Genomic DNA, 6,894 nt, shown 5'->3' with positions numbered 1-6,894 from the left:
ACGAGCCTGAGGAGAAGCGCCGCGCGGCAAGGCTGAAGCAGGCGGTCGAGGTCGCCGCCAAGGCCAAAGCGGTGCTGCCCAAAACGCTGCGGTTGATGCAGCAGATCACGCAGCACTCGGTCAAACTCATCCGCTGGGTAGCTGCCCAGCTCTGGAACTCCATCCCCTGGCAGCAAGCCTGTGCTGTCCTCATCGCCCTCTACGCCAAGTTATGAACGGCCAACCTTGGACACCGTTGGTGCAACAACTAAATGCCTGGCATTTAGTTGATGCTGCCGTCAAAGCTGCTGATCTGGCTCAGGGGCAGCAGGCGGGAGTCCTCAACGGCAGCGGTCCGGTGGCCGAGGCCGGCCATGCAGTCTGGATTTTCCGCGAAAGACAGGAACGCCTCCGCGCTGCTCTGGCGCACCAGCATGACCAGATCCCACCTCTCATGCTCAGGGCCGATGAGCAACGAGCCACCCGCACCGAGGAACATGAGATCTCCCCCACTTTGGCGCAGAAAAGGCAGGGTGTGGCTAATGTAGCGGTCAAAAGCCTCCGCACCACGGATGGGGCTGTCGGGGGCCAGCTCAGGAGCAGCGGAGTAGTCGGCTGTTTCACGAAAGCGCAGCAGGTTCAGCATGATGACCTCGCCTTGCATGCCTCTCCTGACGAAATCACGACCCGACTGCTGCGTCGGCGCGAGATAAGGTCCGGATGCCGGGGCGGCCATCATGGCTCTGATCCTCCCTGTTTAGCTTGGGCAAGCCGCAGCACATGGTCGCCTACGTCCCGGGGCCAGGTGGCGAGGAGGGTTTTCAGCTTCATCACATCATTGGCAAAGAGCGCGCGTGAAGCCTCCTCAAAGCCTGGAAGATCGCCGCCAAGGGTGACCATGAACTGGTAGGCGCGTTCGAGAGCTTTTCGCGCCTGGTCTTTTTCACTTCTCTGGCGACGGGCTTCCTCGACCAGTTTTCTCAGAGCCACGGACGCGCCGCCGGGTTGCGTATCCAGCCAGTCCCAATGCCTTGGGAGCAGCGTGATCTCTCGCGGCACCACCCCCAGCTTGGGCCGCCCCCGCCCCCGGGGTGTTGCAGGCTCCAGTGCGGGTGCTTCAGCGGCTGGTTGCTCATAAGATGGGAAGAGCGCAGTCAGGCGGGCGCAGACCTCCTCGTCCGTCCCCCGGGTGTCCACTTCGACGGTGCGCCCCGTAGCATTGTCAAAGATCAGGATCGGTCCAGGTGAGCCACTTTCGAGCGCATTCTTGAGCGCCAGAGCGTTCGTGCGCAATGCCCCCTCTGCTATGCGTCGGTGGCCATCAAAGGTGGTGAATGAGTGATTGCGGAATGGTTCGGTCATATGGGTCACCATTAATATTACCCGGATAAAAATCAAAAGTTATTTTTATCCGGGTATAAATAACCCAACCCGATCTTTTCTTACCTTCCTGCTTTTTGCCAAGGATCCTCCACAAGCGATAAGGTTGAGGCGGGAATGGCCTGTTTGGGGTGCTTTGCCCGGTTGCACACGCCGGGGCATGAGTTAGTTTTCGCCAGTTATGTTTAAAGACCTCCTATCCCCCCAGAACACTTTCATCTACGGCGTCGTGCTCTGCGGTATTTTCCTCGTCCAGTCCCTCTGGGGCCACTGGAAGACCAAGCGCGAACTCAAACGCTACAAAAACATGCTCAGCGACAAGCTGGACTTGGATTCCAAGCAGAGCCAGGACATCAACAAGGAGCGCGCCGCGCTGAAGCAGGAAAACGAAAACCTGCGCATGCAGATCGCCCGCCTCAACGAACGCCCTGACAACAAGATGCAGCGCGAGCTGGAAATCCTGGCCCGCGCCGAGAAGCAGATGGTCATCAGCGCCCCCGGCTTCGCCCCAGCATGGGAAATGGCCAAATCGGCGGCGCTGGGCCAGCTTGAAAACGAGGAGAAGGGCCAGTCCTTCCCTTCGAAGATCTTCCGCAAACTGATTGGTTCCGGCTCCGCGCAAACGAACGTCGCCCTGCCCGAATCCGCCGCTGCTGCCGCGAAAAACGGCGAAGCCACCGCCTCTGCCGCCTGAGCCTGAGCGTGCAATGACCCGCACCGAGGCCTGGCTTGTACTGAACCTGCTCCCACAGGTAGGTCCTGTGCGTGTGCGCAAACTGCTGCAGCACTTCGGCAGCCCTGAGCGCATCCTCAGCGCCAAGAGCAGCGACATCCTTCAGATCGAAGGGTTCGGTCTCAATCAAGCAGAGAACATCGCCGGATGGGAAACCCAGGTCGATCTCGAAGGCGAACTCAAGAAGGTCAAGGAGCGCGATCTCACCCTGCTCACGCAGGAAGATGAGCTCTACCCGCCGCTGCTGCGCGAAATCTACAACCCTCCCCTCGTCCTCACCGTCTGGGGTGAACTCACCAAGCGGGATCACAATGCCCTCGGCGTGGTGGGCAGCCGCCATGCCACGCACTACGGTCTGAGCACCACCAAGAAGCTCAGCTTCCAGATCGCCTATGCCGGTTACACCGTGGTGAGCGGACTCGCGCGTGGCATCGACACGGCAGCGCATGAAGCCGCACTCGCAGCCAAGGGCCGCACGGTCGCCGTCATCGGCTCCGGCATCGGCAAATTGTACCCGCCGGAGAACATGGCGCTGGCCGAACGCATCGCGCAAAACGGGGCGGTGATCAGCGAGTATCCGGTGGATCGCGTGGCCGACAAACAAACCTTTCCCTACCGCAACCGCATCGTCGCGGGCTGGACCTGCGGCTTGATCGTGGTGGAGGCCCCGCTGCGCAGCGGCTCCCTCATCACCGCGCAGCAGGCCACCGAGCAGGGCCGCACCGTGTATGCCGTGCCCGGTCCCATCGACAAACCGACCTCCGCCGGTTGCAACCGCCTCATTCAACAAGGGGCCAAGCTCATCATGGATGGCGCCGATGTGCTCGATGATTTGATGACCCTCTTCCCCACCGCGCCCAAGGCCCCGAAGGTCGAAGAGTCCCGCCCCGTCGTCACGCTCACGCTGGAGGAGGAAATCCTCTACAAGGCCATCAGCACCGACGAAGCCCACATCAACGACATCACCACCACCTCCGGCCTGACCACTGCCACGGTTTCAGCGACACTGATGCGGCTGGAGATGAAGCGGATGATCCGGGCGCTGCCGGGAAGACGGTATGTGAGGCTGGTGTGAGGGTAAGCCTGCGCCCGTCATTTTGTCATCCCGGCTGCTCCATTTTCCACAAAGAGTCTGGCAAGGAATCACCGATGTCTGGCTCCGGCTTCACCCCAACCTGCTTATGTCAGCTCGGAGGTCCGCGAAACGCAGCCTGCATTCCAAGCATGCCCAAAACTCAGCGCGGCCTCCCTATGGGATGGCTGTGACATGGCTGCCAGGTTCACTGGGTTCAAAATGGGTTCAAAACGGATTTTGAACCCATTGGGTTCATGGGTTCACGGGTTCATACCCTATATATAGGGTATGAACCCGTGAACCCATGAACCCAATGGGTTCAAAATCCGTTTTGAACCCATTTTGAACCCAGTGAACCTGGCAGCCATGTCACAGCCATCCCATAGGGAGGCCGCGCTGAGTTTTGGGCATGCTTGGAATGCAGGCTGCGTTTCGCGGACCTCCGAGCTGACATAAGCAGGTTGGGGTGAAGCCGGAGCCAGACATCGGTGATTCCTTGCCAGACTCTTTGTGGAAAATGGAGCAGCCGGGATGACAAAATGACGGGCGCAGGCTTACCCTCACACCAGCCTCACATACCGTCTTCCCGGCAGCGCCCGGATCATCCGCTTCATCTCCAGCCGCATCAGTGTCGCTGAAACCGTGGCAGTGGTCAGGCCGGAGGTGGTGGTGATGTCGTTGATGTGGGCTTCGTCGGTGCTGATGGCCTTGTAGAGGATTTCCTCCTCCAGCGTGAGCGTGACGACGGGGCGGGACTCTTCGACCTTCGGGGCCTTGGGCGCGGTGGGGAAGAGGGTCATCAAATCATCGAGCACATCGGCGCCATCCATGATGAGCTTGGCCCCTTGTTGAATGAGGCGGTTGCAACCGGCGGAGGTCGGTTTGTCGATGGGACCGGGCACGGCATACACGGTGCGGCCCTGCTCGGTGGCCTGCTGCGCGGTGATGAGGGAGCCGCTGCGCAGCGGGGCCTCCACCACGATCAAGCCGCAGGTCCAGCCCGCGACGATGCGGTTGCGGTAGGGAAAGGTTTGTTTGTCGGCCACGCGATCCACCGGATACTCGCTGATCACCGCCCCGTTTTGCGCGATGCGTTCGGCCAGCGCCATGTTCTCCGGCGGGTACAATTTGCCGATGCCGGAGCCGATGACGGCGACCGTGCGGCCCTTGGCTGCGAGTGCGGCTTCATGCGCTGCCGTGTCGATGCCACGCGCGAGTCCGCTCACCACGGTGTAACCGGCATAGGCGATCTGGAAGCTGAGCTTCTTGGTGGTGCTCAGACCGTAGTGCGTGGCATGGCGGCTGCCCACCACGCCGAGGGCATTGTGATCCCGCTTGGTGAGTTCACCCCAGACGGTGAGGACGAGGGGAGGGTTGTAGATTTCGCGCAGCAGCGGCGGGTAGAGCTCATCTTCCTGCGTGAGCAGGGTGAGATCGCGCTCCTTGACCTTCTTGAGTTCGCCTTCGAGATCGACCTGGGTTTCCCATCCGGCGATGTTCTCTGCTTGATTGAGACCGAACCCTTCGATCTGAAGGATGTCGCTGCTCTTGGCGCTGAGGATGCGCTCAGGGCTGCCGAAGTGCTGCAGCAGTTTGCGCACACGCACAGGACCTACCTGTGGGAGCAGGTTCAGTACAAGCCAGGCCTCGGTGCGGGTCATTGCACGCTCAGGCTCAGGCGGCAGAGGCGGTGGCTTCGCCGTTTTTCGCGGCAGCAGCGGCGGATTCGGGCAGGGCGACGTTCGTTTGCGCGGAGCCGGAACCAATCAGTTTGCGGAAGATCTTCGAAGGGAAGGACTGGCCCTTCTCCTCGTTTTCAAGCTGGCCCAGCGCCGCCGATTTGGCCATTTCCCATGCTGGGGCGAAGCCGGGGGCGCTGATGACCATCTGCTTCTCGGCGCGGGCCAGGATTTCCAGCTCGCGCTGCATCTTGTTGTCAGGGCGTTCGTTGAGGCGGGCGATCTGCATGCGCAGGTTTTCGTTTTCCTGCTTCAGCGCGGCGCGCTCCTTGTTGATGTCCTGGCTCTGCTTGGAATCCAAGTCCAGCTTGTCGCTGAGCATGTTTTTGTAGCGTTTGAGTTCGCGCTTGGTCTTCCAGTGGCCCCAGAGGGACTGGACGAGGAAAATACCGCAGAGCACGACGCCGTAGATGAAAGTGTTCTGGGGGGATAGGAGGTCTTTAAACATAACTGGCGAAAACTAACTCATGCCCCGGCGTGTGCAACCGGGCAAAGCACCCCAAACAGGCCATTCCCGCCTCAACCTTATCGCTTGTGGAGGATCCTTGGCAAAAAGCAGGAAGGTAAGAAAAGATCGGGTTGGGTTATTTATACCCGGATAAAAATAACTTTTGATTTTTATCCGGGTAATATTAATGGTGACCCATATGACCGAACCATTCCGCAATCACTCATTCACCACCTTTGATGGCCACCGACGCATAGCAGAGGGGGCATTGCGCACGAACGCTCTGGCGCTCAAGAATGCGCTCGAAAGTGGCTCACCTGGACCGATCCTGATCTTTGACAATGCTACGGGGCGCACCGTCGAAGTGGACACCCGGGGGACGGACGAGGAGGTCTGCGCCCGCCTGACTGCGCTCTTCCCATCTTATGAGCAACCAGCCGCTGAAGCACCCGCACTGGAGCCTGCAACACCCCGGGGGCGGGGGCGGCCCAAGCTGGGGGTGGTGCCGCGAGAGATCACGCTGCTCCCAAGGCATTGGGACTGGCTGGATACGCAACCCGGCGGCGCGTCCGTGGCTCTGAGAAAACTGGTCGAGGAAGCCCGTCGCCAGAGAAGTGAAAAAGACCAGGCGCGAAAAGCTCTCGAACGCGCCTACCAGTTCATGGTCACCCTTGGCGGCGATCTTCCAGGCTTTGAGGAGGCTTCACGCGCGCTCTTTGCCAATGATGTGATGAAGCTGAAAACCCTCCTCGCCACCTGGCCCCGGGACGTAGGCGACCATGTGCTGCGGCTTGCCCAAGCTAAACAGGGAGGATCAGAGCCATGATGGCCGCCCCGGCATCCGGACCTTATCTCGCGCCGACGCAGCAGTCGGGTCGTGATTTCGTCAGGAGAGGCATGCAAGGCGAGGTCATCATGCTGAACCTGCTGCGCTTTCGTGAAACAGCCGACTACTCCGCTGCTCCTGAGCTGGCCCCCGACAGCCCCATCCGTGGTGCGGAGGCTTTTGACCGCTACATTAGCCACACCCTGCCTTTTCTGCGCCAAAGTGGGGGAGATCTCATGTTCCTCGGTGCGGGTGGCTCGTTGCTCATCGGCCCTGAGCATGAGAGGTGGGATCTGGTCATGCTGGTGCGCCAGAGCAGCGCGGAGGCGTTCCTGTCTTTCGCGGAAAATCCAGACTGCATGGCCGGCCTCGGCCACCGGACCGCTGCCGTTGAGGACTCCCGCCTGCTGCCCCTGAGCCAGATCAGCAGCTTTGACGGCAGCATCAACTAAATGCCAGGCATTTAGTTGTTGCACCAACGGTGTCCAAGGTTGGCCGTTCATAACTTGGCGTAGAGGGCGATGAGGACAGCACAGGCTTGCTGCCAGGGGATGGAGTTCCAGAGCTGGGCAGCTACCCAGCGGATGAGTTTGACCGAGTGCTGCGTGATCTGCTGCATCAACCGCAGCGTTTTGGGCAGCACCGCTTTGGCCTTGGCGGCGACCTCGACCGCCTGCTTCAGCCTTGCCGCGCGGCGCTTCTCCTCAGGCTCGT

At 60.5% G+C, this 6,894-nt stretch carries 10 protein-coding genes; 5 read left to right on the top strand and 5 right to left on the bottom strand.

The features are described 5' to 3' along the window. On the top strand, window positions 1-215 hold a 215-nt coding region (locus WAW39_RS16395; protein WP_422320258.1), incomplete at its 5' end, for a hypothetical protein. Between the two features lie 47 nt (window positions 216-262). Here the strand turns inward: WAW39_RS16395 and WAW39_RS16390 are convergent. Next, complete coding sequence (locus tag WAW39_RS16390; RefSeq protein ID WP_422320259.1) at window positions 263-718, bottom strand: DUF1330 domain-containing protein; 456 nt, start codon at window positions 716-718, stop codon at window positions 263-265. Then, window positions 715-1,341 carry a DUF2239 family protein gene (locus WAW39_RS16385; RefSeq protein WP_422320260.1) on the bottom strand — a complete coding sequence of 209 codons (627 nt, stop codon included), beginning with the start codon at window positions 1,339-1,341 and terminating at the stop codon, window positions 715-717. The genes WAW39_RS16390 and WAW39_RS16385 overlap by 4 nt, the downstream gene beginning before the upstream one ends. A 199-nt stretch (window positions 1,342-1,540) precedes the next feature. Between WAW39_RS16385 and WAW39_RS16380 the strand changes: the two genes are divergently transcribed. Both WAW39_RS16380 and dprA (WAW39_RS16375) read left to right on the top strand, forming a co-directional pair. Continuing rightward, window positions 1,541-2,053, top strand: a complete 513-nt coding sequence (locus WAW39_RS16380) for a hypothetical protein (protein WP_422320261.1) — start codon at window positions 1,541-1,543, stop codon at window positions 2,051-2,053. Between the two features lie 13 nt (window positions 2,054-2,066). Next, a complete protein-coding gene (dprA, locus tag WAW39_RS16375; RefSeq protein ID WP_422320262.1) occupies window positions 2,067-3,167 on the top strand; it encodes a DNA-processing protein DprA in 1,101 nt (366 codons plus the stop codon). 560 nt (window positions 3,168-3,727) lie between these two features. Here dprA (WAW39_RS16375) and dprA (WAW39_RS16370) read toward each other — a convergent pair. Together dprA (WAW39_RS16370) and WAW39_RS16365 are read right to left on the bottom strand one after the other, a co-directional pair. After that, window positions 3,728-4,828 (bottom strand): DNA-processing protein DprA, encoded by a 1,101-nt coding sequence (gene dprA / locus WAW39_RS16370; protein WP_422320262.1) that lies wholly within the window; start codon window positions 4,826-4,828, stop codon window positions 3,728-3,730. Between the two features lie 13 nt (window positions 4,829-4,841). Next, complete coding sequence (locus WAW39_RS16365) at window positions 4,842-5,354, bottom strand: hypothetical protein (RefSeq protein WP_422320261.1); 513 nt, start codon at window positions 5,352-5,354, stop codon at window positions 4,842-4,844. 199 nt (window positions 5,355-5,553) lie between these two features. On the opposite strand from WAW39_RS16365, the gene WAW39_RS16360 reads away from it, so the two are divergent. Both WAW39_RS16360 and WAW39_RS16355 read left to right on the top strand, forming a co-directional pair. Then, window positions 5,554-6,180, top strand: coding sequence for a DUF2239 family protein (locus WAW39_RS16360; RefSeq protein ID WP_422320260.1), 627 nt, complete (start codon window positions 5,554-5,556; stop codon window positions 6,178-6,180). Continuing rightward, window positions 6,177-6,632, top strand: a complete 456-nt coding sequence (locus WAW39_RS16355) for a DUF1330 domain-containing protein (protein WP_422320259.1) — start codon at window positions 6,177-6,179, stop codon at window positions 6,630-6,632. The genes WAW39_RS16360 and WAW39_RS16355 overlap by 4 nt, the downstream gene beginning before the upstream one ends. Window positions 6,633-6,679: 47 nt before the next feature. Here the strand turns inward: WAW39_RS16355 and WAW39_RS16350 are convergent. Next, window positions 6,680-6,894, bottom strand: a 215-nt coding sequence (locus WAW39_RS16350; protein WP_422320258.1) for a hypothetical protein, incomplete at its 5' end; no start/stop codon positions are given.

The organism is Prosthecobacter sp., assembly GCF_049294395.1.
Classification (GTDB): Bacteria; Verrucomicrobiota; Verrucomicrobiia; order Verrucomicrobiales; family Verrucomicrobiaceae; genus Prosthecobacter.
Note: the sequence above shows the minus strand (reverse complement) of the source record. Positions and strands in the feature narration are given on the sequence as shown.